Source organism: Burkholderia sp. BCC0322, assembly GCF_902833045.1.
Lineage (GTDB): Bacteria > Pseudomonadota > Gammaproteobacteria > Burkholderiales > Burkholderiaceae > Burkholderia.
This window is the reverse complement of sequence record NZ_CADFDU010000001.1, coordinates 383,877-407,515: the sequence shown is the minus strand read 5'-3', so window position 1 is coordinate 407,515 and position 23,639 is coordinate 383,877. Positions and strand designations below refer to the sequence as shown.

18 protein-coding genes and 1 pseudogene are annotated in these 23,639 nt (G+C 67.2%); 7 read left to right on the top strand and 12 right to left on the bottom strand.

Annotation, left to right across the window (positions count from 1 at the left end):
• Nucleotides 1-30 precede the first annotated feature (30 nt).
• Entirely contained in the window at nucleotides 31-1,596 is a 1,566-nt protein-coding gene (locus tag HWX39_RS01875) for an FAD-dependent oxidoreductase (protein WP_175965308.1), read from the top strand.
• A 92-nt stretch (nucleotides 1,597-1,688) separates the two neighbouring features.
• On the opposite strand, the gene HWX39_RS01870 is transcribed toward HWX39_RS01875, so the two are convergent.
• Nucleotides 1,689-2,669 carry a helix-turn-helix domain-containing protein gene (locus tag HWX39_RS01870; RefSeq protein ID WP_175965307.1) on the bottom strand — a complete coding sequence of 327 codons (981 nt, stop codon included), beginning with the start codon at nucleotides 2,667-2,669 and terminating at the stop codon, nucleotides 1,689-1,691.
• 178 nt (nucleotides 2,670-2,847) lie between these two features.
• On the opposite strand from HWX39_RS01870, the gene HWX39_RS01865 reads away from it, so the two are divergent.
• From HWX39_RS01865 to HWX39_RS01845, 5 genes are all read left to right on the top strand, one after another.
• Entirely contained in the window at nucleotides 2,848-3,381 is a 534-nt protein-coding gene (locus HWX39_RS01865; protein WP_175952820.1) for a 2,4'-dihydroxyacetophenone dioxygenase family protein, read from the top strand.
• 18 nt (nucleotides 3,382-3,399) lie between these two features.
• Complete coding sequence (locus HWX39_RS01860; RefSeq protein ID WP_175965306.1) at nucleotides 3,400-4,704, top strand: MFS transporter; 1,305 nt, start codon at nucleotides 3,400-3,402, stop codon at nucleotides 4,702-4,704.
• Between the two features lies 1 nt (nucleotide 4,705).
• Nucleotides 4,706-5,827 (top strand): 2,3-butanediol dehydrogenase, encoded by a 1,122-nt coding sequence (locus HWX39_RS01855; RefSeq protein ID WP_175965305.1) that lies wholly within the window; start codon nucleotides 4,706-4,708, stop codon nucleotides 5,825-5,827.
• Nucleotides 5,805-6,527 carry an SDR family oxidoreductase gene (locus HWX39_RS01850; protein ID WP_175965304.1) on the top strand — a complete coding sequence of 241 codons (723 nt, stop codon included), beginning with the start codon at nucleotides 5,805-5,807 and terminating at the stop codon, nucleotides 6,525-6,527. Before HWX39_RS01855 ends, HWX39_RS01850 begins: the two co-directional genes overlap by 23 nt.
• Before the next feature lie 178 nt (nucleotides 6,528-6,705).
• Nucleotides 6,706-7,797, top strand: a complete 1,092-nt coding sequence (locus tag HWX39_RS01845; RefSeq protein WP_175965303.1) for a porin — start codon at nucleotides 6,706-6,708, stop codon at nucleotides 7,795-7,797.
• A gap of 149 nt (nucleotides 7,798-7,946) precedes the next feature.
• On the opposite strand, the gene HWX39_RS01840 is transcribed toward HWX39_RS01845, so the two are convergent.
• Nucleotides 7,947-8,969 (bottom strand): helix-turn-helix domain-containing protein, encoded by a 1,023-nt coding sequence (locus HWX39_RS01840; RefSeq protein ID WP_244134871.1) that lies wholly within the window; start codon nucleotides 8,967-8,969, stop codon nucleotides 7,947-7,949.
• A 378-nt stretch (nucleotides 8,970-9,347) separates the two neighbouring features.
• Between HWX39_RS01840 and HWX39_RS01835 the strand changes: the two genes are divergently transcribed.
• The gene (locus tag HWX39_RS01835; RefSeq protein WP_175965302.1) at nucleotides 9,348-10,235 is read left to right on the top strand and encodes a transporter; all 888 of its coding nucleotides are present in this window, start codon (nucleotides 9,348-9,350) and stop codon (nucleotides 10,233-10,235) included.
• A gap of 67 nt (nucleotides 10,236-10,302) precedes the next feature.
• On the opposite strand, the gene HWX39_RS01830 is transcribed toward HWX39_RS01835, so the two are convergent.
• From HWX39_RS01830 to HWX39_RS01785, 10 genes and pseudogenes are all read right to left on the bottom strand, one after another.
• Complete coding sequence (locus tag HWX39_RS01830; RefSeq protein WP_175965301.1) at nucleotides 10,303-11,916, bottom strand: GMC family oxidoreductase N-terminal domain-containing protein; 1,614 nt, start codon at nucleotides 11,914-11,916, stop codon at nucleotides 10,303-10,305.
• A gap of 85 nt (nucleotides 11,917-12,001) precedes the next feature.
• Nucleotides 12,002-13,456, bottom strand: a complete 1,455-nt coding sequence (locus tag HWX39_RS01825; protein ID WP_175965300.1) for an aldehyde dehydrogenase family protein — start codon at nucleotides 13,454-13,456, stop codon at nucleotides 12,002-12,004.
• A gap of 125 nt (nucleotides 13,457-13,581) precedes the next feature.
• Nucleotides 13,582-16,443: pseudogene (locus HWX39_RS01820) on the bottom strand (TOMM system kinase/cyclase fusion protein); the annotation flags it as partial.
• The gene (locus HWX39_RS01815) at nucleotides 16,440-17,441 is read right to left on the bottom strand and encodes an FHA domain-containing protein (RefSeq protein WP_175965298.1); all 1,002 of its coding nucleotides are present in this window, start codon (nucleotides 17,439-17,441) and stop codon (nucleotides 16,440-16,442) included. The gene HWX39_RS01815 and the pseudogene HWX39_RS01820, both read right to left, overlap by 4 nt.
• 1,247 nt (nucleotides 17,442-18,688) lie before the next feature.
• Nucleotides 18,689-19,126 carry an Lrp/AsnC family transcriptional regulator gene (locus HWX39_RS01810; RefSeq protein ID WP_175965297.1) on the bottom strand — a complete coding sequence of 146 codons (438 nt, stop codon included), beginning with the start codon at nucleotides 19,124-19,126 and terminating at the stop codon, nucleotides 18,689-18,691.
• Entirely contained in the window at nucleotides 19,123-20,052 is a 930-nt protein-coding gene (locus HWX39_RS01805; RefSeq protein ID WP_175965296.1) for a homocysteine S-methyltransferase family protein, read from the bottom strand. The genes HWX39_RS01810 and HWX39_RS01805 overlap by 4 nt, the downstream gene beginning before the upstream one ends.
• A 104-nt stretch (nucleotides 20,053-20,156) precedes the next feature.
• The gene (locus HWX39_RS01800; RefSeq protein ID WP_175965295.1) at nucleotides 20,157-21,326 is read right to left on the bottom strand and encodes an aminotransferase class I/II-fold pyridoxal phosphate-dependent enzyme; all 1,170 of its coding nucleotides are present in this window, start codon (nucleotides 21,324-21,326) and stop codon (nucleotides 20,157-20,159) included.
• Nucleotides 21,327-21,370: 44 nt separating this feature from the next.
• A complete protein-coding gene (locus tag HWX39_RS01795) occupies nucleotides 21,371-22,066 on the bottom strand; it encodes an ABC transporter permease subunit (protein ID WP_175965294.1) in 696 nt (231 codons plus the stop codon).
• Between the two features lie 13 nt (nucleotides 22,067-22,079).
• A complete protein-coding gene (locus HWX39_RS01790; RefSeq protein WP_175965293.1) occupies nucleotides 22,080-22,757 on the bottom strand; it encodes an ABC transporter permease subunit in 678 nt (225 codons plus the stop codon).
• A gap of 71 nt (nucleotides 22,758-22,828) precedes the next feature.
• On the bottom strand, nucleotides 22,829-23,608 hold the full coding sequence (locus HWX39_RS01785; protein ID WP_175965292.1) for a transporter substrate-binding domain-containing protein: 780 nt from the start codon (nucleotides 23,606-23,608) through the stop codon (nucleotides 22,829-22,831).
• Nucleotides 23,609-23,639 lie beyond the last annotated feature (31 nt).

Here is a 23,639-nt window from a genome sequence, read left to right as displayed (position 1 = left end):
CGCCGCCCGACAGCAAGGAGAAGAAGCGGGATGGAGACGTACGACCATATCGTCGTCGGCGGCGGTTCGGCCGGCTGCACGGTTGCGCACCGGCTGGCGAAGGCCGGCAGGCGCGTGCTGCTGCTCGAGGACGGCCCGAAAGACGACAGCCTGTTCATCCGGATTCCGGCGACGTTCATCCGCGTGCTCGGCACGCGGCGCACGGTCACGTTCGAGAGCGAGCCGCAAGCCGGTGCGGCGGGACGCAGGACCTACGTGCCGCAGGGCCGCACGCTCGGCGGCGGCAGTTCGGTCAACGCGATGCTGTACGTGCGCGGCACGCGCGACGACTACGACGACTGGGCCGCGCTCGGCTGCACGGGCTGGGGCTGGGACGACGTGCTGCCCGTGTTCAAGCGCGCCGAATCGCACCTGCGGCTCTCCGAGCCGTTTCACGGCACCGACGGGCCGCTGAGGGTCGGCGACACGCGCTTCCGCCACCCGCTGAGCCTTGCGTTCGTGAAGGCCGCGCAGGAAACCGGCATCGCGTACAACGACGATTTCAACGGCGCCGCGCAACAGGGCGTCGGCTTCTACCACACGACGATCTTCGACGGGCAGCGCGGCAGTACCGCGGCCACCTATCTCGCCGACGCGATCGGCCACCCGAACCTGCGCGTGCTGACCGGGTGCCGCGTCATGCGCATCCGGTTCGACGGCCGGCGGGCGACCGGCGTCGACTGGCGGACGGAAAACGGCGCGACGGGTTCGGCCACCGCGCACGCCGACATCGTGCTCGCGGCCGGCGCGCTGAGCACGCCGAAGCTGCTGATGCTGTCGGGCATCGGGCCCGGCGCGCACCTGCACGCGCACGGCCTCGACGTACTGCACGACAGCCGCGACGTCGGCACGAACTACCAGGATCACCTCGAAGTCTCGATCTACGGCCGCAGCCACGCGCCGGTCAGCCTGCTGGGCGAGGATCGCGGGCTGAAGGCATTGCGGCACGGGCTGCAGTGGATGCTGTGCCGCACGGGCCTGCTGACGTCGAACGTCGTCGAATCCGGCGCGTTCGTCGATACCACCGGCAGCGGCCGCCCGGACATCCAGTTTCACGTGCTGCCGACGCTCGTCGGCGACGTCGACCGCGAGCCGCTGCCCGGCCACGGCCTGTCGATCAACCCGTGCCTGCTCCGGCCACGCTCGCGCGGCTCCGTTCGATTGCGCGGCAACGATCCGGCCGCGCCGATCCTGTTCGACAGCGGCGCGCTGTCCGATCCGGCCGATGTCGACGGCCTCGTGCGCGGCGTCGCGCTCGCGCGGCAGATCATCCGCGCGCCGTCGCTCGCCCGCATCGTGCGCGAAGCCGAGGCGCTGACCGACACGGCACTCGCCGACTACGTGCGGCGCCGCGCGAAAACCGTCTATCACCCGGCCGGCACCTGTCGCATGGGCAACGACGAGCATGCGGTCGTCACGCCGCGCCTCGCGGTGCAGGGCGTCGACGGTTTGCGGATCTGCGATGCGTCCGTGATGCCGCGCATCGTGTCCGGCAACACGAACGCGCCGACGATCATGATCGCGGAGCGCTGCGCGGCGTTCATGCTGGCGGAGTGACGAAACGCGGCGCGGCACGCGTGCGCCGCCGTTCACTGCACTGAACCGAAGCACGGCGCGGGAGACACGCGCCGCCACCTCCACTACCGGAATCAGCTTCCGGTCACACGCGCCGCCTCGCGCAGCGCCATCGGCGACGCACCGTAGCGCTCGCGAATCGCACGACTGAAGTGCGCCTGGCTCGAGAAGCCCCAGCGGAACGCGATTTCGCCGACGCTCGTCTTGCGCAGCCGCGCATCGGTCAGCTCGCGATGCGCATGCGACAACCGCTCCGACCAGATGTGCTGCGTGATCGACTCGCCTTCGGCCGCAAAGATCCGGCTCAGATGCCGCAGCGACAGCCCGACCGCGTCGGCAACGGCTTGCGGCCCGAGTTCCGGGTCGCCGAGATGCGTCGCGACGTACTGCTTCGCGGTCAGCAGATACGACAGCGACGCACGCGACGCGCCCGCGCCGTTCACCTCCGCATCGATGAGTTCCGCGATCAGCGTGCGCGTGTGCTCGGCGAACCGTGCGGCGTCACGCTCGACCGGATCCTTCATGAAGCGCTCGACGCTCGCGCGCAACGTCGCGCCGAGCATCGCGCCCGCGCCGGGTTTCGGCGCGATCCGCAGCGGCAGCGCGGCCAGTTCCGCATCGAGCCGGTCGTCGAAGGTCGTCATCGGAATATCGATCAGCAGCTGCCGCATCGGCGTCAGGAATCCGAACAGATAGGGCACACGCGTGTCGTAGACGACGACATCGCCGGCGTCCGCGAGCAGGCAGCGATCGCGCTGGATGAAATACGCGCGCCCGCTCAGGATCTGGCACGCAAACAGCGACTCCTTCGGCAACTGGCGCACCAGCGCGGGGCTGCGCTCGATCACGTGATCCTGGCCGCGGATGTCCGCGACGCCGAGGCCCGGCAGCGCGATATCGGTCTTCTCGACCTCGAGCCCGGCCGGCGACAGCGACGAACAACGCAGCCCGACCAGCGTCGCCGCGTTGAACGCGTCCCAGTACGCCATCCGGTCGCGCGCCGGCACGTCGGCCGTCGAGCCTCGCGTGCGGGAAAAAACGGTCGAATTCGTCACGTCGCCTCCTGCCGGCGCCTGTCGTGCGGAGCAGCACGAATTGGGGGATGGTTCGTCTGGATTCTGGTGCGATGCCATGTCCGGCGCGGTCAAGCAATTCGTCCAGCCCAGTCAAGAGCGGCGCGCACCGGCTGGCTAAAGTCGAGCCCACGACAACTCATACATCAGGAGACACACCGTGGTCGACAAAGCCGTAGCCGAATTCTGGCAAAACATTCCGCCGATTGCCAATCCGTTCAAGCCCGATGCGCTGCCCGAAGCGTACATCGCGGACGCGGCCACCGACGACGAGCGCTATTACGTTCCGTTCACCGAAACGGTTTCGTCGCGGCCGCTGTGGATCTCGCCGTCGCAGAACAAATGGTGCGATATCCTGATGGCCAGGGAAGCCGGGCTCGTGAACCGGCACTATCACCCGCATGAGGTGTTCGCTTACACGCTGTCAGGCAAGTGGGGTTATCTGGAGCACGAATGGACCGCGACGCGCGGCGATTTCGTATACGAGACGCCGGGCGAAGGCCACACGCTCGTCGCGTTCGATCACCCGGAGCCGATGCGCGCGTTCTTCATCGTCAAGGGGCCGCTGATCTGGCTCGACGAAGCAGGCAACCCCGACGGCTACTTCGACGTGCATTCGTACATCGCGATGTGCAAGGCGCACTACGAGAAGGTCGGCCTCGGCGCGCAAGCGATCGAGAAGCTGTTCCGCTGACGCGCGGCGAGGCTCACCATGACATCCGCTTCCTCCTCCAGATCCGCCTGGACGTACGAGAACAGGCTGCTGCTGATCCTGTTCATGACGTTCGGCTTCGTGTTCTTCGACCGCCTCGCGCTGTCGTTCCTGTTCCCGTTCATGTCGGCCGAGCTGCACCTGACGAACACGCAGCTCGGCATGGTGTCGTCCGCGCTCGCGCTCACGTGGGCATTGTCCGGTGCCGCGACGGGCGCGTGGTCCGATGCGCGCGGCACGCGCAAGCCGCTGCTGATCGCGGCCGTGTTCGGCTTTTCCGTGTGTTCCGCGCTGTCGGGGCTGGTCGGCGGTTTCGCGAGCCTGATCGCGTTCCGCGCGCTGATGGGCATCGCCGAAGGCCCCGTGCTGCCGCTGTCGCAATCGCTGATGGTCGAGAGCTCGACGCCGAGCCGCCGCGGGCTGAACATGGGCCTGCTGCAAGGCTCCGCCGCCGGCCTGCTCGGCGCGATGATCGGCCCGCCGGTGGTCATCGGCATCGCGACCGCGTACGGCTGGCGCGAAGCGTTCTACGTGTCGTGCGTGCCGGGCTTCCTGATCGCGTTCTGTATCTGGCGCTGGGTGCGCGAAGCGCCGCCCGGCGGCGTGCGGCACGCGCAGGCCGATACCGCCGGCACGCCGGCCGCGAGCGGCGCGGCAGTCAGCCGCTGGGCGTTGCTGAAGGAACGCAACATCCTGCTCTGCATGCTGATCAGCTGCTTCTTCCTCACGTGGTTCATCGTGATCATCTCGTTCGCGCCGGTGTTCCTCGTGGAAAGCCGCCACCTGTCGCCGTCCGACATGGGCGTCGTCATGACCTGCCTCGGCGCAGCGTGGGTGTTCTGGGGCTTCGCGGTGCCGGCGATCTCCGACAGGATCGGCCGCAAGCCGACGATGATCGCGTTCGCGCTGGTCGCGGCCGTCTGCCCGATCGTGATGATCCATGCCGTCTCGCTCTGGGCGCTCGGCGCGCTCGTGTTCGCCACGTACACGGGCCTCGGCTGCTTCACGCTGTTCATGGCGACGATCCCGGCCGAAACGGTGCCGCCGCGCGCGATCGCCAGCGCGCTCGGCCTGATCATGGGCGCGGGCGAGCTGATCGGCGGCTTCGTCGCACCGACCGTCGCCGGCTTCGCGGCCGACAAGTACGGCCTGCAGTTCGCGATGTGGACGTCGGCCGCCGGCGCGATCCTCGCGTGCGTGCTGTCGTTCGGCCTCGTCGAGACCGCGCCCGCCGTGCTGCGCAAGCGTGTCCTCGACGGCACGGCCGCGAGCCGTCTCGATACGCAAAACCTCGGAGGACGCTGACATGCGGGCACTTCAATGGCATGGCCCGCGCGACGTCCGTCTCGTGGAAATCGACACGCCGCGCGTCGGACCTGGCGAGGTGCGCATCGCGGTCGCCTATTGCGGGATCTGCGGCAGCGACCTGCACGAATACGCGGACGGCCCGCACGCGATCCCGGTCGACACGCCGCATGCGCTGTCGCGCCGCACCGCGCCGCTGACGCTCGGCCACGAGTTCTGCGGCACCGTCGTCGAAGTCGGCGACGGCGTGACGGCGCTGCGCGCGGGCGATCGCGTCGCGGTCGAGCCCGAGTATCGCTGCAGCCAGTGCGCGTATTGCCGCTCGGGGTCGTACAACCTGTGCGTGTCGATGGGTTTCGCCGGGCTGATGGGCGACGGCGGCATGGCCGACTTCGCGGTCGTGCCGGCCTACATGCTGCATCGGCTGCCCGACGGCGTGAGCCTCGAACAGGCCGCGGTGATGGAGCCGGCCGCCGTTGCGCTGCATGCGCTGCGGCGCGCCGAACTGCGGCTCGGCGAGACCTGCGCGGTGTTCGGGCTCGGGCCGATCGGCCTGCTGCTGATCATGCTCGCGAAGCTGCAGGGCGCGACGACGATCGTCGCCGTCGACGTGTCGCCCGAACGGCTCGCGGCGGCCACGCGCTTCGGCGCGACACATACGTTCGACGCACGCGCACTCGGTGCGCCCGCGCTGCAGGACGCGATCCGCGCGGCCACGGGCGGGCTCGGCGTCGACGCCAGTTTCGAAGCGGCCGGGCTGCCCGTCACGTTCGAATCGTCAATGCAGGCGCTGCGCAAGGGCGGCCGCGTCGTGATGGTCGGCCTGATGCCGCATGCCGGCTTCGACGCATTCCGCGCAGTCAACGACGAGCTGACCTTCACGGCGAGCGTCGGCTACCGGCACGCGTACGAAGACCTGCTTCGCATCGTCGCGTCGGGCGCGCTCGATCTCACGTCGATCGTCACGCGCACGGTGTCGCTCGAAGATGCCGTCGCCGACGGCTTCGACGCGCTGCTCGCCGACCGCGCGCAGATCAAGATCCTCGTTTCACCCGCGCAACGGCCGGCCCGTCGCGCACACACCATCGGGAGCGTCGAGCATGAGTCGTCAGTGGGCGTTTGAAGGCCAGTCCGTCGTCGTGACGGGCGGCACGTCGGGGATCGGTGCGCGCACGGCGATGCGGTTCGCGCAAGCCGGCGCGTCGGTCGTCGCGCTCGGGCTCGACGCGGCCGGCCCGCATGCGCCCGCGCATGCGGGCATCCGGTGCGTGGAACTCGACGTGACCGACAGCGATGCACTGACGCGCACGATCGCGGCCCTGCCGCGGCTCGACGTGCTCGTCAACGGCGTCGGCATCAGCCGACACGGGGACGAATACCGGATGGACCAGTTCGAGCTCGTGCTGAACGTGAACCTGACGTCGGTCATGCGGGCATCCGACGCCGCGCGGCCGGCACTCTCGGCGCACGGCGGCAGCATCGTCAATGTCGCGTCGATGTACACGTACTTCGGCAGCAAGGACCGCCCCGCGTACAGCGCGAGCAAGGGCGGCATCGCGCAGCTCACGCGCTCGCTCGCGCAGGCGTGGGCCGATCGCGGCATTCGCGTGAACGCGGTCGCGCCCGGCTGGATCGACACGCCGCTCAGCAGCGGCCTGATGGCCGACACGCAGGCATCGCGACGCATCCTCGAGCGCACGCCCCTCGGGCGCTGGGGCACGGCTGACGAAGTCGCGGACGTGATCCTGTTCCTGTGCTCGCCCAGTGCATCGTTCGTGACCGGAGCGGTCGTGCCGGTCGATGGCGGGTATTCGACGGTCTAGCGCAGCGCGTGCGGGGGCATCGGCGGTCGACCAGAGCTACCAATGCCCGTTGCACGCCGCGGCTTCCTTCGGCCGCGGCTGAATCGTCGACTCATTCGGTTCACGTTTGTTCATATCAATCAGTAGTCCAATCAAAAATATCCGACCCGATCGGAAACATGTGAGGAGCACATTGGAGATGACGAAAAAGACCCTTCTGGCGCTCGCGGCATGCGCCATGCCCGCCGCGTCGTTCGCGCAGAGCAGCGTGACGATGTTCGGGCTGATGGATGCCGGCATCAGCTATGTCAGCAATCAGGGTGGCCACGGCGCCGCGAAATTCGACGACAACATCTTTTTCCCGAACCTGCTCGGTTTCGAAGGCAAGGAAGATCTCGGCGCAGGCACGCACGCGATCTTCCGGCTCGTCAACCAGTATTCGCTCGGCAACGGCTCGATCATCGGCGGCGGGCTGTTCGCACGCACCGCCTATGTCGGCCTGCAGCACGACCGGTACGGCACGCTGACGCTCGGCAACCAGTACGAATTCATGGTCGATGCGCTGGCCGCGAGCGGCAACGAGATCGCGCAGGATCTCGTCGGCCTGTACGGCTTTCGCAACGGCCCGTTCGACAAGCTCGCGCTGCCGAACAATCCGACCGGCGCATTCGACTGGGATCGCGTCGCGGGCAGCAATCGCGTCGCGAATTCGGTCAAGTACACGAGCCCGTCGCTGTCGGGCCTGACGTTCGGCGCGCTGTACGGCTTCGGGAACGTCGCGGGGTCGATCGGTGCGAACAACACGGTCAGCGTCGGCGCGAGCTACGACAACGGGCCGTTCGGCGCGGGCGCGGCCTATACGAACCAGAAGTACGGCGCGTCGGACGGGCTGCCGCCGACCAGCGTGCGCAACTGGGGCGCGGGCGCGCACTATACGCTCGGCACGGTCACCGCGAAGGCGCTCTTCACGACCGTGCACAACGCGCAAAACGGTGTGGGCGCGTGGTCGGCGGAGGCCGGCGCGGCATGGCGACCGTCGCCCGCATGGGTGATCGGCGCGAGCTACACGTACATGAAAGGCAACGACACGCTCGACGACGCGCACGCGCACCAGTTCCTGGCCGCCGTCCAGTACTGGCTGTCGAAACGCACGATGGTGTACGTCGCAGGTGTGCATCAGCGCGCGAGCCACGGCAGCAGCGCGCAGATCAACGGCGTGATGGACGCGAACGGCGCGTCGAGCGGCGCGTTGCAGTCGATCGCGCGGATCGGGTTCAGCACGCGGTTCTAGGTTCTACCGCGGGTGAATCGTGTCGGCGATCCCGCGTCCGGATCGCCCGGCGGCGCGGGAGCAGGCGCGGACTTAGCTTCGGCCCGGCCCGCCGCCTTCGACGTCGCACGCGTGCCGCCCGCTTTTCGGAGCGGCGCGCGTTCGCGCAATCATGACGAACGCGACGATTCCGTCCCGCCCCCGTCCTGCATCGCGGCATCCCGACACTGCGACGGCGTAACCCCGAAGCGCCGGCGAAACAGGCGCGCGAAATACGCCGGATCGGAAAAACCCGACTGCAGCGCGAGACGCGTGATGCTCGCCCCGTCGGCACCGGTCTGCGACAGCACTTCGTGGCACTTCTCGAGCCGCAGGCGCTGGATCATCGCCTGCGGCCGCTCGCCGATCGATTCGAACGCCTGGTAGAGCGTGCGGCGGCATACCTTCAATGCCGCGGCGATGCGATCGGGCGACAGTTCACCGTCGTCCAGATGCCGATGGATGTACTGCTGCGCGTCCCGCAACAACGTCTCGCGGATCTTGCGCCGCGACGCGGGCGCCGTGCCGTCCGTGAAATCGATGGCCTCGGCGAGCAGCGTCGCCACCAGCTCCAGCACGCCGAAGCGGCTGCGCGGATTCATGCGCCGGCCCTCGGCGATCATCGCCTGCAGGCTGGCGAGCGCCACGGCCGCGCCGCCCGTCGTCGGCATCGTGCGGCCGATCGCGTGCCGGGCCAACGCCAGCAGCGCGTCATGATCGGCCACCTCGCACAGCATCGTGACGAACTCACCGTGTGCGTCGCTTTGAATCCAGTACGGGCTGCTCGCCTCGTACAGCGTGAAATGCCCGGACGGCACGATCACTTCACACGCCCCCTGCTCGAGTCTCGCCACGCCGCTCAGTTGCCAGATCACCTTGACGTAGCGGTGCTTCAGCGTCTTGCACGCATCGCGCCCGATGGAGGCGCTGTGCGCGCTCGCCGCAATGCGCGCCACGCGGCAGCGCGCATGGTCGAACACGTCGACGTTCGCGTCGAATTCGCCGGATGCGCCGGCGTTCAACTCCAGCGGAAAGAACCGATGCCGGATCTGCTCCGACCAGCACGCGATGCCGCCCGCCTGCCGGGGCAGGTGAGATCCCGAATCGATCATGACGTTCGCCTCCAGAAATATCCGGCCTTCAAGGACGTCCATTGCCTGGCCGCCTGCATACACAGGCAGCGGACGCGACGATCGACTCGCCCGACTTCCGCCGTGTGCGGCAACACGCGCCCGGCCGGCATCGATGAGAGGGGATCGAGTCAGAGCGTACGGCGCGACGACGCAAAAGAATATTCGCACAACTCCCATGCGCGGCCGGAACGCTACCTGACGCAGTAAAGATTTCCCCTAGATGCACCGCACTCCTGACGGCTCTGCACGCAAACACATGCGAGCGAAAAACGGGCGCGGCACCCTGCTGACGGGCGGAAAACGGCGTCCGGCCGGGTTTCACGTGCGAGGCCCATGCGGTCACGCACGCCGCCCAAAGACAATCGGCGGCCGCTCACGCGCCGCAGGAGGAGACAACCGATGAAACGACGATCCCTTTCCGTGATGCTGTCCGCGCTCGTCATCGCGCACGGCGCTCACGCCACCGAAGGCGGCGGCTCCGTCTACCCGACCGGGGCGGAAGGCTACCTGTGCTGCGCACTGCCGCCGCCGGGGCTCTATGCGCTGATCTATGCAGAGCGCTACCACGCCGGCGAACTGCGCGACAACGACGGCCGCAACGTCGCGCCACCGGACTTCGACATCACCGCCTATTCGGTGACGCCGCGGATCGTGTGGGTGACGCCTTACACGTTTGCCGGCGCATCGCTGGCGATGCATGCGCTGCTTCCGCTCGTCATGCTCGACGTGCACGCGGGCGGGCAGTCGCAACGGAAGACCGGCGTCGGCGACATGACGTTCGGGCCGGCGCTCGGCTGGCACGTCACGCCGACGCTCCACACGCTGCTCGCCGTCGATTTCTTCGCACCGACCGGCCAGTACGACAAGAGCGACCTGGCCAACATCGGCCGGAACTACTGGGCGATCCAGCCGATCGCGGGCATCTCGTACGGCGGCCGCACCGGGCCGGTATTCGATGCGAAGCTGATGTGGACCTTCAATCAGCGCAACCATGCGACGGACTATCAGTCCGGCCAGGAATTCATCGTCGACTATTCGGCGGGTTGGGGTTTCGGCAACGGGCTGACGGTCGGCGCGGGCGGCTATGTCTACCGGCAGATGACGGACGACTCGCAGGCCGGGCAGACCATCGCCGGCAATCGTGGCCGTGCGTTCGCGATCGGCCCGTCGATCAAGTACGACAGCGGGAAAGGCTGGTTCGTGACCGCCAAATACCAGATGGAAACCGACGTACGAAACCGCCCGGAAGGCGCGGCATTCTGGCTCAAGGCCGTGTTTCCGCTCTGATTCGAACGCAATCGCGTCGGCATCGCCCGACGCGAAGGCGGCGCAGGTCATCCCTGCGCCGCCCGTTTCATCGACCGAGCAGCAGATCGGCGCCGCGTTCGCCGATCATGATCGCCGGCGCATTGGTATTGCCGCTCGGCACCTGCGGGCAGATCGAGCAATCGATCACGCGCAGATTGGAGAAGCCGTGCACGCGCAACGTCTTCTGGTCCACCACCGACGTCCGCGGGTCCGCGCCCATCCGGCAGGTGCCGGCCGGGTGATAGACGGTCTTGATGTCCTGCCGCACGAACGCCTCGATCGCCGTCAGGTCGTCCGGATCGATCCGGGCCGGCGCGACGATTTCCTTCACGTGCGCCTGCAGCGCCTTCGCCGACAGGATCCTGAGCCCGGCCTGAACGGCCCGGATCTGGCCGTCGAGGTCGGCCGGGTCGCTCAGGAAATTCGCATCGATCCTCGGACGGTCCGACGGATCCTTGCTGCGCAACCCCACCTGCCCGCGCGATTTCGGTTGCAGATGGCCGACCTTGACCGACATGCCGTGCTCGCTCGCCGGCGGCTTCTCTCCCGGCGTATTGTCGAAGTTGTCGAGCAGCGGCAGAAAATGGAACTGAACGTCCGGCCGCCCGGTGCCCAGCGTGTCGATGAATGCACCGCCTTCGAGGATGTTGCTGGTCAGCAGCCCGCTCCGGAAGCACTTCCATTGCAGGAAATGGCGCATCGCCCGGAGCCCCGTATTCTCGCCGTAGAGGCTCGCCGGCGTGCGAATCGACGCCTGCACCGACATGTGCAGATGATCGTGAAAGTTCCTGCCGACCGGCAACGCGGCAACGGTGTCGATCCCGAGCGCCGCAAGATGCTCCGCCGGCCCGATGCCGGACAGCATCAGTACCTTCGGACTCCCGATCGCTCCCGCGCTCACGACGACCTCGTTGCGCACGCGCACCGACACGGCCGCATTGCCGCCCTCGCTGAATTCGACCGCGACCGCACGCCCCGCATCGGCCCGGATCCGGTGCACGAGCGCGCCGGTCACCACCTTCAGCTTCGCGTCGTTGCGCACCGACGCCAGATAGGTTTGCGCAGTGCTTGCGCGTTCGCCGTTGCGCGTCGTCGTCTGGTAATAGCCGATACCCTGCTGCACTTCGCCGTTGAAATCGTTGACGTAGCGCAGCCCCATCTCCTGCCCGGCCCGGATGAACGCAGCCGTCAGCGGATGGCGATAGCGGTTCTCGCTGACCGGCAGCGGGCCCGTCTGGCCGTGATATGCGGGCCCGAGGCTCTCGTTCGCTTCCGCCTTCATGAAATACGGCAGCACGTCGTCGTAGCGCCAGTCCGTGCACCCCCACTGCGTCGCCCAGTCGTCGTAGTCCTCGCGCTGCCCGCGGATGTAGATCATCCCGTTGACCGAACTGCCGCCGCCCAGCACCTTGCCCTGCGCGATGATCATGCTGCGGCCGTTCGCGTTCGGCTGCGGTTCGGTCATGTAAGGCCACGATTTCTTCTGGAACACCTGCATCACGCCGCCCGGAATCCGGTGAAACGGATTGTCGTCGCGTGTGCCGGCCTCCAGCAACAGCACCGAACCAGCATTCTGCTGGATCAGCCGCGCGGCCACGACGCATCCGGCGGAACCCGCGCCGATGACGACGTAATCGAAGGTCAGGTCTTGAGTAGTCATGTGTCTGTCGATAGGAATGGGCGGGCGCGCAACGCAACGCCCGCGATCTTGTTGTCGTGGTGTCTCCGTGCCGGCACGTGCGCGGCTACATCGCGATCGTGACGACCTTCTCCTCCAGGTACGCATCGAGCCCGCTTTGCGACAGGTCGCGCCCGACGCCGCTCTCCTTGAAGCCGCCCCACGGCAGCCGCGCATCGAGCGGGCTCCACGCGTTCACCGCCACTGCGCCAACCCGCAGACGGGCGGCAGTGCGATGCGCGGTCGCGAGATCGCGGGTCCACAGCGACGCGGACAACGCGTAGACGGTGTCGTTCGCCAGCGCGACGGCCTCGTCTTCCGTCTCGAACGGAATGATCGTGCCGACCGGCCCGAACACTTCGTCGCGCGCGATGCGCATCGCCGGGTCAACGTTCGCAAACACTGTCGGCCGCACGAAGAAGCCTTGCGACGGCACCGGCTCGTCGCCCGCGACCATCGTCGCGCCGTCGCGAAGCGCCGCGGCGATATGCGTCTTCACACGATCGGCGTGGCGGGCGCTGATCAGTGCGCCCATCTGCGTCGCCGGGTCGAACGGCATGCCGACCCTGACCGACCGCGCCGCATGCGCGAGCGCGCCGACGACGTCGTCGTAGTGACGACGCTGCACCAGCACGCGCGTGCCGGCCGCGCACGTTTGCCCCTGGTTGACGAACAGCCCCATCGCGACGCCGGCGATCGCCTGCTCGAGATTCGCGTCGTCGAAGATGATTTGCGGCGCCTTGCCGCCGAGTTCCAGCGTCAGCCGCTTGAACTGTGCGCCGGCTTCGCGCGCGATCGTGCGGCCGACCTCGGTGCTGCCGGTGAAACTGATCTTGTCGACGCCCGGGTGATTGACCAGCGCGGCCCCGACCGACGCGCCGATGCCGTGCACGAGATTCACGACACCCGGCGGAAAGCCCGCCTGCGCCGCCAGGTCCGCCAGCGCGCCGACCGCGAGCGGCGCGTCCTCCGACGGCTTAAGCACGACCGTGCAGCCGGCCGCGAGCGCGGGCGCCAGCTTCCAGCACGCGATCATCAGCGGCGCATTCCACGGCACGATCAGGCCGGCGACGCCGACCGCTTCGCGCACCGTGTAGTTGACGGTCGGACGCCCCATGAAGCCGCCGGTCGGAATCTGGCGGCCTTCGAGCTTGTCCGCCCACCCGGCGAAGTAGCGCAGCGTGTCGATCGACATCGGCAGGTCCATCATGCGCACTTCCATGACGGGGCGACCCTGTTCGCGCGCCAGCAGTTCGACGAAGCGTTCCGCGTCCTGCTCGAGCAGGTCGGCCAGCCGATGCAGCAGCTTCGCCCGTGCCGCGCCGGGCAACCGGCTCCAGTGCCCGCCGTCGAATTGCGCGCTGGCCGCACGCACGGCCCGGTCGACGTCGGCGCCGGTGCCGGCCGCCACGCGCGCAAGCAGGTGTCCGGTGCAGGGTTCGAATTTCTCGAACCATTCGCCCTGCGCGGCATCGCACGCCTCGCCTGCGATACGGTGTTGAAGGGTGTACTCGGCTGTCATGTGGCTGTCTCCGGATTAAAGGCCGATCCGGCGCTGAAAGCCGGATCGGCCTGTCTGGCCCACTGTAGAACGCGGGTTCTGGCGACGCTGGGACATCCGTGCACCGAATGCCGGATTCACATGCACGCGCGCACGAAGTGTCCGTCGACGCCGAATGCGGGTGTGGCGTCGCCACGATCGGCTTGCGCGGCCAGCGCGCGGCTGGCTCGCGCATGGTTCGCGCGCCGCACGGCCGGCGGCATCGACGCGTATGCCGCGTCGCGAATCAACGCGTGACGGAACGAATAGAACACGCGATCGCGCCGATGCCGCGCAAACATGATCCGCTCTTCAAGCAGCAGTTGCAGGTGCGCGTCGAGCGTCGCGCGATCATGCGGCGATGCCGCGGCCAGCAGGTGCGCATCGACCTCGAGCCCGATCGTCGCGGCGAGCTGCGCGGTGTCGCGCGCGTCGTCGATCCGGTCGAACGTGCGCCCGAGTATTCCGCCGAGACTGAGCGGCAGCGGGCACGGGTCGGTCGTTCGCAGCCCCGCGTGCGGGCTGTCCGCACCGCTCGTCGCCAGCTCGCGCGCGACGGCCTCGATGAACAGCGGAATGCCCGCCGTACGATGGACGAGCGGGTCGAGCCAGGCCGGATTGAGCGCGCCCTCGCCCAGGCACGCCGACATCAGGCGCCGCGCATCGTCGCGCGGCAGGCGGCGCAGTATCAGGCCTTCGGTCGCGCCGCGCCAGCGCGCGAGCCTGGCGGGTCGCGAAGTGAGCACGACGCAGAGCGCCGCCGCGCGCGGCGAGCGCTGCAGGTACGCAAGAAACGCCTCGGTCGAGTGGTCGATCCACTGCACATCCTCGACGACGAGCAACACCGGCGCGCCGTTGCCGAGCGACACGATCAATTGCTCGAGGACGTCGAACAGCGCGTGCGGTTCGCGTGCGCTCGACCATCGCGCCTCGTTCGCATCGCAGGGCAGCCCCAGCCAGGTCGCGAGCGTGACACGGGCCGCCACCCGATCGCATTCGAGCGGGGCGAGCATCGCGTCGATCGCCGCGCGCGTGGTGCCGGGCGGGCTGTCGGCGTCGAGTTGCCAATGCGCGCCGATGAACCGCAGGATCGGAAACAGCGCATGATTCTCCCGCTCGGGCAGGCACCCGCAATGCGCAAACGCGTGGCCCTGTGCGCGCACGGCCTCGCACAGCGCGTGCACGAGGCGCGACTTGCCGATTCCTGCATCGCCGACGACGAGCCGCGGCACGCCACGCATCGCACGACGATGGCGTGTGCGCGTCGCCCGCCACGCGCGCAGCAGCGCATCGAGTTCACGCGTGCGGCCGATCATCGGCGCCCTCACGCCGTCGTCGAGCGAATCGAACGGCGTATCGGCCCGACACTCGCCGAGCAGTTCATGCACCGGCTGCGGCGCGAGGCCCGCGCGCGCCAGCCGCAACACGGTCGGCCGGAAGTCGGCATGCGGTTCGAGCGCGAGCCGCGCATCGTCGCTGATCAGGATCTGCCCGGGCGCGGCAAGCCGCAACAACCGCGACGCGGCGGCCGGCGTCGATCCGCCCGCGATCTGCGACGCATGCGCGAGAACCTGCCCGACGTGAATCGCAGCCGCCACGTCGACGTGCCAGCCTGCGCCGCCGACGGCATCGTGGGCGTCGGCCGGCGCCGGCAACCGCGCGCGGCCGGCCACCCGCACCATGTCGAGTGCCGCACGCGCCGCACGGCGCGCGGGCCGGTCGATGTCGCCTTGCAGGCCGAAATGGAACAGCAGCGTGTCGCCGAGCCGCGCGTCGACCAGCGCGCCATAGCCGACGGCGATATCCACGCACTTCGTCAGCCATTGCGCCTCGTAGCGGTCGAGCAGGGCGCCATGATCGGTTCCCGCATGGCGTTGCCGGCCGTCTCCGGCGATCGTCACGCAACAGCACAGCGTGGTGACCTGCCGGTATTCGCCAGCCGTCGCGGCCGCCTCGCTGCGCGGCGTGAACGGGCGCGGCCGCGTGCGCCGGCTGGTACGGCCGGCATCGAACGGGCCCACCAGCGCGGCGAAATTGAGCGCGCGAAACGGCGCCACGAGTTCGTTGGCCGAGGCGGCACGCTGCGCCGGATTCTTGCTCAACGCGAGCCGCAGCACCGAGCCGAGCGGATGCGATGCGATCGACGGCGGAAGCGCGATATCCACCGGGCTGAGCTGCTGATAAAGAATGTCGGCGACGCTTGCGCCCTGCATCACGACTTCGCCCGTCAGGCATTCGATCACGACCAGGCCCCACGCATACAGGTCGCTTCCGGGCGTCGGCGGTTCGTTGCGCAATTGCTCGGGCGCGCAATATGACGGCGAGCCGAGCACCTCGGCCGCAAGCGTCGCAGCCTGGGGCGCGAGATCTGTCGCACCGGGCAACAGCGCACCGATCCCGAAATCGAGAAGCTTCGCGTGCGGCCCGTCGTCGGCCATCGCGATCACGATGTTTTGCGGTTTCAGATCCCGATGCACGATGCCGCGGCGATGCGCCGCCGCGAGCGCATCGAGCACCTCCGTCATCAGCCGTCCCGTGTCGACGGCCGACAACGGTCCCTCCATCGCCAGCCGGTCGCGCAGGGTTCGGCCCTGCACGCGTTCGAACACGGCGAACAGCCGCCCGTCGGGTGCTTCCCCCTTGTCCAGCAGCGCCACGATGTTCGGGTGCCGCAGCGCCTCGCACAGGCCTGTCTCGCGCTGAAAGCGCATGCGCTGGCGCGCGCGCTCGGCTGCGGTCCGCGCGACATCGTCCCGCATCAGCTTGATCGCGACGTCTTGCCCCGTCTCGTCGCAGGTCGCGCGGAACACCATGCCGCTGCCACCTTCGCCGAGCAACGCACCGAGCTGGTAATGCCGCTGGCCGGCCAACGTCGCGAACGGCGCGGCGGACTGCGGCGATTCACGCGCGTGCGGGACGACGGGTGCGCGTGTCGCCGTCGGCAACCCGGACTGTCGTTCCGCGTTCACGAGCAGTGGACGACCGGAACCGGCGCCGGACGATGCATGCCGATGCGCGGCTCGACGCCCGGCACCGACTGGCATTCAAGGCGCTCGCCGCGCATGACGCGGAACGGGAAATCGCCGAAGCGGACGCTGCCGCGCCGCCGCTCGACAAGCTGACTCGCATCCAGCCCCGGTAGCGCCGCGAACTGGCTCCGGGCGCGATGAATCTGCACGTTGAGATGGGACGTATCGATACCGAGCATGCGCGCCAGCCGATCGAGTTCGATCCAGCCTTGCGTGGCGGCGTCGTAGCCGGCCTGCATGTCGGCCGAACGTGCGCGGGCGAGCGTGACGAGGCTGTAGTGATGCGCCCGCTCGCCGAGGTCGACCACGCCGCCGCGAACATGCAGCAGCGCACGCGCGTGCTCTTCGTCCCGGCTGACGAAGAATTCGAGCAATCGGGCCGGCGCGGCCGGATCGGCCGGCGCGCGCAGCGTCATCGTCGAGCCGTGGCGCACGAGCCCCACGCGCCACGTGAAGTCGCCCGTCGACACTTCGTCGCCGTCATGGAGCGCGCGCGGCGGCAACGTGTCGTCGCACAGCCATTCGCCGGCCGGCGTCCGGACGATCGTGACCGGCTGCGCGGCGTGGGCCGCCAGGATCTGGCGCGGCGTGAGCACGATCGGATGCGCGGCGCCCCGCACCGGCCACAGCGTATCGGCCGGATCGTCGAGCGCATCGACGCGCCAGGGAGCGACACCCGCCCTGCCGAACCGGATCACGTCGCCTCGCTGCAGCACCGCGTGCTCGCCGTCGCGCAGCGTCACGCCCGATACCGACGTACCGTTGCTGCTGTGATCGTGGAGCTCCCATAGCCCGCCGACCCAGCGAATATGGGCGTGGACACGGGACACCGACGCGTCGCGGATGACCGTATCGCAGCGCGCGGAATCGCGGCCGAACACGTGATACGCGCGGAGCAGGCACGCTTCCCCGGAAGAATCGTTCTTGAGTATCGCCATGGCTGCCCCGTATCGGATTCGCCCGGATCGCTCGAGTGACGCATCGACGCCCGGGAAAGCGATTGATTCAATGATCGCGAACGATGTCGACCGTTCGCCGCCTCGTTACCAGTTTTTCGTCAGCTTCTTTTCGAATCGTTGCTCATCCGGCGCGCGTTATTTCGGCTGATTGAATGGCCGGCTGTTTTGTTGTTTTAAATTCGAGCAACCTGATGAAAATCCTGCCAAACAAAATCATGCGCCGCAACCGAAATACTCAAATCCCGCCTTGATATTGCAATGCTTTACATTTTCGGCAACGCTTCAATTCGATGTATAAAGGGTCGAAAATCTTCACTGCCTTGCGAGCCTTGACAGGCCTGCATCAAGCAGAAACACCACATTGGATGACGGGGTGAATTTAAATACCTTTGCCGGCACGGAAATTTTGTTTGATCAAAAGAAAATAAATTAAATAGTTCAATCGATTTAAATAATGGTCACCGGTGTTTTAGCAGATTGCATTACATGAATTACTGCGAAGTTCAGGGGTGTCGCGGCCAATGGCTGGCAAAGGCTGCAGACGTCGGCAAGGCGCCGACCGTCCGGTCGTCGCGACCGGCTCGCCAACGAACTCGGTGGGAGGCATCGACGGCCATCTCCGCCGCACGCTGCAGGGCCTCAGCGAACCGCCCCCTATACAAATCAACAAGTCAGGCACGTTCTTGAGAATTTCCTCTGTCGGAAATCTCACGATTCCGTATCGCGACCTGCAAATTTCTCGTGAATGCGAACGTCCCCTTGTTAAGAGAACCGCCTACTCGGTACGGTTACCTTGTCACTACTAATAGGGCGAGATCATCCGGACACATCTTTCAGGGACCGGTGGCAGACGGGTTGCGGTAAAGCAATGTTCAGCGACAAAAAACAGGGGAAGGGCTGACTGGTCTCGGCGTCCTTCCGCAGTACGGTTTCCGCCCCACCTATTCAGAAACCCGCTTCACCTTGCCGGCCCATCTTCGCGTGTCGCCGAAGTGCCTCTTTCTTTTAGTTTGCCGGCACGACAAGGCGAGCGGCCGATACCCGGGTTGAGCCGAGATTCGAATGTCCCAGCCAAAATGCAGGCGAATGACAGGATTTGGCGGCGGAAGTGACCTTGAATCAGAATGCGTCTCGATCGGAAGCGGCGATTTCCGGCTGATCGGCAACCTGTGGAAGGCACCGCACCATCCAGCCCCACCAGTTCTTTCCCCATCGCGCCAGTTTGGTCAACGCTTGCGGACAACCGAATCGAGCACGAAGCTGGTCGTCATGTTTTGCACACCGTCCATCGCACTGATCGTCGCCCAGATATCGCTGATGCGCTCGTGTGTGGCGGCCTCTATCTGCACGAGCAAATCGACCTCGCCGCTGAGGACCGCGCAATCGCGAACCTCGGCGATCCGTTCGAGTGCGGCAAGCACGTCCGCACCGCGCATCCGGTCCTTGCGGTAAACCAGCATCACGGCGCGCACCGGCACGACATCGTCGGGCAATGCGAGCCGAACCGTGTACCCGGCGATGACGTTCAGCGCTTCGAGCCGGTCGATCCGGTTGCGGACCGCCTGCCTGGACAGACCGATCCTGTCGGCCAGCACTGCAAGCGGTATCCGCGCATCGACACACAATGCGTCGATGATCTTCCGGTCGAGGCCGTCGATCTTCATTGGCCGGACCCTGGATGCGCGGCGCCGCGGGCGTCCACCGCGTCGCGCACCGCCGCGATGTGGTCGGGGCCGATTCCGCAACAGCCGCCGACGATCTGAGCGCCCAGCGCGAGCCATTGCCGCGCCCATTTTGCGTAACCGGGCGGATCGATGTCGCCGCGCAAGCTGTCGAGTTCCTCGTTCGCACGCGCATCGGCACGCTGCGGCGCAAACGCGTTCGCATAGGCGCCGATCGCGAGCGTCGTGCCCGAGCGCACGAGCGTGCGATGCACCGCGTCGATCGCCGCCCCCATCGCTTCCGGCTGGCTGCAGTTGAACAGCAGCGCGCTCGCGTGCGCGGACACGGCCGCTTCGATCGCTTCGTCGAGCGACTGCCCCGACCGCAGCACCGGTGCGGCACGTGCGTCGACGTCGTCGCGCAGCGTGAACGAGACCCACAGCGGCTTCGGATTCCCGCCCAGCGCACGCCGGACCGCGCCGATTTCGTCGGTCAGGCTCTGCGTCTCGGCCAGCCACAGGTCGACGTAGGGATCGAGCCCTTCGACGAGCGTCGCCAGGATCGCATCCGCGCGCGCCGCGTCGAACAGGTCGGGGCGGTAGGAACCGCCCGTCGGCGGAAGCGATCCCGCGACGCGCACGGGCCGCCCCGCGCGGTCCGCCGCTTGCCGCGCGAGCTGCCCGGCTAGGGCCGCGAGCGCGACACCGTCGCGACGGAACCGCTCCTCGCCGATATGGAACGGCACGACCGCATAGCTGTTCGCGGTGATCACGTCGGCGCCCGCCGCGACGAACGCGTCGTGCGCGAGACTGACGTAATGCGGCGCTTCCATCAGCGCGAGCGCCGACCATTCCGGCTGTCTGAACGGCGCCCCGATCCGCGCCAGTTCGCGCCCCATGCCGCCGTCGAGTACTGTGATGTCATGCATAGTCCGTGCTCCGTGGTTGCAATCCGCGCATCTCGTGCCCGAATCGATTCAAGGGTTCGCGCGACGCACGCGAGACGTCGATCGAGCGTGCGCGCCGGCCCGTTTCAGATCTGCTCCAATGCTTGCGCGATATCGCTTTTCAGGTCGTCGATGTGCTCGATGCCGACCGAATAGCGGATGAAATTGAGCGGGATGTCGGCCGCGCGCATTTGCTCCGCCGACATCGTGCCGGCCCACATGGATGCCGTATGGATCGCGAGCGAATCGACGCCGCCGAGATTGCCCGCATTCAGCGGCAAGCGCAGCGCCTCGACAAAGCGCTGCGCTTCGACGTAACTTCCCCGCACGCCGAACGCGACCACGCCGCCGAAGCCGCGCATCTGCCGGCATGCGAGCCCATGCTGCGGATGGCTGCGCAGGCCCGGATAGAACACGCGCTCGATCTTCGCATGCGCCTCGAGGAATTCGGCGAGCGCCTGGGCGTTCGCGTTGATCCGCTCGACGCGCATCGGCAGCGTGCGCAGCCCGCGCAGCAGCAACCACGCGTCCATCGGCGACAGCACCGAGCCGAGCGTGATGTGCGTATGCCAGATCTGCTCGGCGAGCATGCGGCTCGTGCAGATCACGCCGCCGGTCAGGTCGTGATGGCCGCCGAGATACTTGGTCGCGCTGTGCACGACGATGTCGACACCGAGCCGGTGCGGCTGCTGGTTGACCGGCGACGCGAACGTATTGTCCGCGAGCGTCAGGATGCCGCGGGCTCTCGCGATTTCAGTCACCGCAGCAATGTCGGTCACGAGCAGCAGCGGATTGACCGGCGACTCGAGCACGATCAGCCGCGTGTTCGGCCGGATCGCGCGATCGAACGCGGCCACGTCGGTCTGGTCGACGAACGTCACCTCGACGCCGAACCGGCGCAGCAGGTCGTCGAGCATCTTCGTGGTGCTCATGTAATGACGCGTCTGGCCGACGACGTGATCGCCGGCCTTCACGACACTGAGGATCGCGGTCGCGATCGCGCCCATTCCGGATGCCGTGACGAGCGCGGTCTCGGTGCCCTCGAGCTCCGCCATGATCGCCTTCACGCGCTCGTGAACCGGATTGCCGTAGCGGGTGTAGTTGCGCGGATGCTGCGGCACGCTCGACATCTCCGCGAATTCCTCGCTGCCGGCTGCCTTGAACACCGCCGAATAGTGGATCGCCGGCGCAACCGACTTCTCGTCGGTCACGTCGCGGTCCGCGGCGAGAGCCAGCGTTTCAAGCTTGTATCCCATGTCGTCCTCGGATCGTTCGTTGTGTCGCGTTCATGCGGCGCCCGTCAGGCACGCGCGCTGCCCAGATGGCGATTCAGCAGGCCCTCGACGCGTTTGAGCACGGTCGAAAGCACAGCCGTGATACCGACGTACACGATGCCGGCCAGCATCAGCGCGTCGGTCGTATAGGTTTCGATGGAGATGCGCCGCGCGACACCGGTCAGGTCGAGCACGGTGATCGTGCTGGCCAGCGCGGTCGACTTCAGCTGCAGCACGATCTCGTTGCCGAGCGTCGGCGCGACGATGCCAATTGCGCGCGGCACGATCACGAACCAGGTGAGCATGGAGCGGCTCATCCCGAACGCGAGCGCGGCCTCCTTCTCGCCGGCGGGGACGCCGGCGATCCCGCCCCGGATGTCTTCCGCCATGTAAGCCGCGAGATTGAGCGTCAGCGCGCACAATGCACACGAGAACGATCCGCCGACCAGCAGCCACAGAGGCGACGCACGCACGATCGGGAACTGCGCAAGCCCGTAATACAGCACGAAAATCTGCACCAGCAGCGGCGTGCCGCGAAACACCGACATGAACAGGCGGCTCGGTGTCGACAGCCACCGGCACGCCGACGTGCGCGCGACAGCCAGCGGCACCGCGAGCACGAACGCAAGCGTGCATGACAGCACCAGCAGCGCGAGCGTGATCCATATACCGCGCGCGACGTCGGGGCCGGACTGCACGATGAGGGAGAGAAAGTCGTTCATCGCCTGGCTTTCCTCAGATGGGTTTTGCGTAACCGCGGCCCGCGATGCGCTCGAGCCAAGCGAACACCGGGTTGGATGCAGCGAGAAAGCCGAAATAGACGATTCCGACCGTCACGTAGAAAACGAATGGCTGCTTGGTGAACTGCGCGGCGATGTTCGCCTTGCGCAACATGTCCTCGAGCCCGACGATGGATACCAGAGACGTGTCCTTCAGCAAGTTCTGCCACATGTTGTTCAGGCTCGGCAGGCAGATGCGCCACGCCTGCGGCAGGCGCACGTACCACAGCGTCTGCAGGCGTGTCATCCCGTACGCGCGCGCGGCCTCGATCTGCCCGGGCGGCACCGCGATGAATGCGCCGCGGAACATCTCCGACGAATAGGCGCCGAACACCACGGCGAGCGCGATCACGCCGGCGGAGAACGGGCTGATCACCACGGCGCCATCGAATTGCGCGTTGAGCAGACGCGACAGCCCGAAGTAGCAGATCAGCAGGATCAGGAACTCGGGAATGCCGCGCAGGAAATTGGTCAGCGCATAGGTCGCATGCCTGAGCCAGCCCAGGCTCGACAGTTTTGCCGATGCGCAGGCGATGCCGAGCAGCATGCCGACGCATAGCGCGCTGACCGCGAGCTCCAGCGTGACCAGCGCGCCAGCCGCGATCTGCGCGCCGTAGTTCACCAAGATGTCCATCGTGATATCGCTCCTTGTGAGCCCGGATCGCGCAGGCCGCCGTCCGGCGGCCGCGCAGTCCCGATGCGCGGTTATTGCGGCGCGATGATGAACGGGAAATAGCGTTTGTTGGCTGCGGCGAACGTGCCATCCGCCTGCACCTGCGCGATGCCCTTGTCGAACAGCGCCTTCAACGGCGCGTCACCCTTGCGTACCGCGATCGCCGTACCGTCGCCGAAGATTTCCGCATCGGCGATCGGCTTGCCGACGAAGTCGAAACCTTCCTTCCTGCCGGCCTTCGTCAGCCAGTCGTACGCGACCGTGTTGTCGGCGAGCACCGCATCGACGCGTCCGGCCTCGAGATCGAGCCATGCCTCGTCGAGCGTCTGATAGACCTTCACGTTGATCCCCGACTTGCTCGCCGGCAGGCGGCGGCGCAGATAGGATTCGTGCGTCGATGCCGTCTGAACGCCGATCGTCTTGCCGCGCAGCGTGGCAGGGCTGTCCGTGATGCCCGAACCCTGCTTCGCGACGAGCTGCACGGGTGCCGTCGTGAAAATGCGCGTGAAGTCCACCGACTGCTCGCGCTCCGGCGTCTTCGACATTTGCGCGAGCACCGCATCGATCTGCTTCGCCTTGAGTGCCGGAATCAGCGCGTCGAAATCCATCGTCACCCACTGGCACTTGACCTTCATCGTGTCGCACATCTTCTTGCCGATGTCGATCTCCATGCCCTGCAGCTTGCCGGACGCATCCTTGTATTCGAACGGCGCGTAATCGGCGAGTGTGCCGATCCGCACGACCTGCTCGGCATGCGCGAGAGATCCGAGCAATGCCGCGCCCACGCACAGCAACTGAAGCAGCTTCTTCATGGTTTCCCCTCCGGTTGACATTGAATCCGCA

Coding starts and splice junctions, on each gene's coding strand:
- HWX39_RS01855 (WP_175965305.1), top strand. CDS start 4,706: ATGCGGGCACTTCAATGGCATGGCCCGCGCGACGTCCGTCTCGTGGAA.
- HWX39_RS01805 (WP_175965296.1), bottom strand. CDS start 20,052: ATGCATGACATCACAGTACTCGACGGCGGCATGGGGCGCGAACTGGCG.
- HWX39_RS01830 (WP_175965301.1), bottom strand. CDS start 11,916: ATGACTACTCAAGACCTGACCTTCGATTACGTCGTCATCGGCGCGGGT.
- HWX39_RS01785 (WP_175965292.1), bottom strand. CDS start 23,608: ATGAAGAAGCTGCTTCAGTTGCTGTGCGTGGGCGCGGCATTGCTCGGA.
- HWX39_RS01825 (WP_175965300.1), bottom strand. CDS start 13,456: ATGACAGCCGAGTACACCCTTCAACACCGTATCGCAGGCGAGGCGTGC.
- HWX39_RS01795 (WP_175965294.1), bottom strand. CDS start 22,066: ATGAACGACTTTCTCTCCCTCATCGTGCAGTCCGGCCCCGACGTCGCG.
- HWX39_RS01860 (WP_175965306.1), top strand. CDS start 3,400: ATGACATCCGCTTCCTCCTCCAGATCCGCCTGGACGTACGAGAACAGG.
- HWX39_RS01845 (WP_175965303.1), top strand. CDS start 6,706: ATGACGAAAAAGACCCTTCTGGCGCTCGCGGCATGCGCCATGCCCGCC.
- HWX39_RS01840 (WP_244134871.1), bottom strand. CDS start 8,969: ATGGACGTCCTTGAAGGCCGGATATTTCTGGAGGCGAACGTCATGATC.
- HWX39_RS01815 (WP_175965298.1), bottom strand. CDS start 17,441: ATGGCGATACTCAAGAACGATTCTTCCGGGGAAGCGTGCCTGCTCCGC.
- HWX39_RS01810 (WP_175965297.1), bottom strand. CDS start 19,126: ATGAAGATCGACGGCCTCGACCGGAAGATCATCGACGCATTGTGTGTC.
- HWX39_RS01800 (WP_175965295.1), bottom strand. CDS start 21,326: ATGGGATACAAGCTTGAAACGCTGGCTCTCGCCGCGGACCGCGACGTG.
- HWX39_RS01790 (WP_175965293.1), bottom strand. CDS start 22,757: ATGGACATCTTGGTGAACTACGGCGCGCAGATCGCGGCTGGCGCGCTG.
- HWX39_RS01835 (WP_175965302.1), top strand. CDS start 9,348: ATGAAACGACGATCCCTTTCCGTGATGCTGTCCGCGCTCGTCATCGCG.
- HWX39_RS01875 (WP_175965308.1), top strand. CDS start 31: ATGGAGACGTACGACCATATCGTCGTCGGCGGCGGTTCGGCCGGCTGC.
- HWX39_RS01850 (WP_175965304.1), top strand. CDS start 5,805: ATGAGTCGTCAGTGGGCGTTTGAAGGCCAGTCCGTCGTCGTGACGGGC.